Source organism: Roseateles sp. P5_E1, from assembly GCF_054049335.1.
In genome coordinates this window covers 1-500 of record NZ_JBFUMN010000543.1, presented here as the reverse complement: position 1 = coordinate 500, position 500 = coordinate 1, and the positions used below count along the sequence as shown (strand labels likewise).

Here is a 500-nt window from a genome sequence, read left to right as displayed (position 1 = left end):
GCCCTGATGGTCGGCGCGGCGATTGGCGACGGCAGCCTGCCCGGCGTCCAGGCCAAGGTCTATGACTACTTCCCCGAGTTCACCGCGCGGCATCCGGTCGATCCGCGCCTGCGCGCCACCACCGTGGAAGACCTGCTGACCATGAGCAGCCTGTGGGAGTGTGACGACCAGAACGCGTTTTCTGCCGGCAACGAGGAGCGCATGTATGTCACCGAGAAGTGGCTGGACTTCGCCCTGTCGCTGCCGGTCAAGGGCTTCGCGCCGTGGATGACCCGGCCTGAGGACAGCCCGCACGGCCGCGCGCATGCCTACTGCACAGCCAACTCGTTCGTGCTCGGTGCGGTGCTTGAGCGTGCCACGAAGATGCCGCTGGCCGACTACGCGGCCAAGGTGCTGGAACGTCCGCTCGGCATTTCAGCCAGCCAGTGGAACCGTTCCCCGGAGGGCATCGGCATGGGCGGCGGCGGCACCCGTTACCGCAGCCGCGATCTGGCGCGGCT

1 protein-coding gene is annotated in these 500 nt (G+C 68.0%); it reads left to right on the top strand.

All coding sequences use genetic code 11. From position 1 onward, the window contains the following. Positions 1-500, top strand: a 500-nt coding sequence (locus tag ACXJKJ_RS32550) for a serine hydrolase domain-containing protein (RefSeq protein ID WP_457395906.1), incomplete at both ends; no start/stop codon positions are given.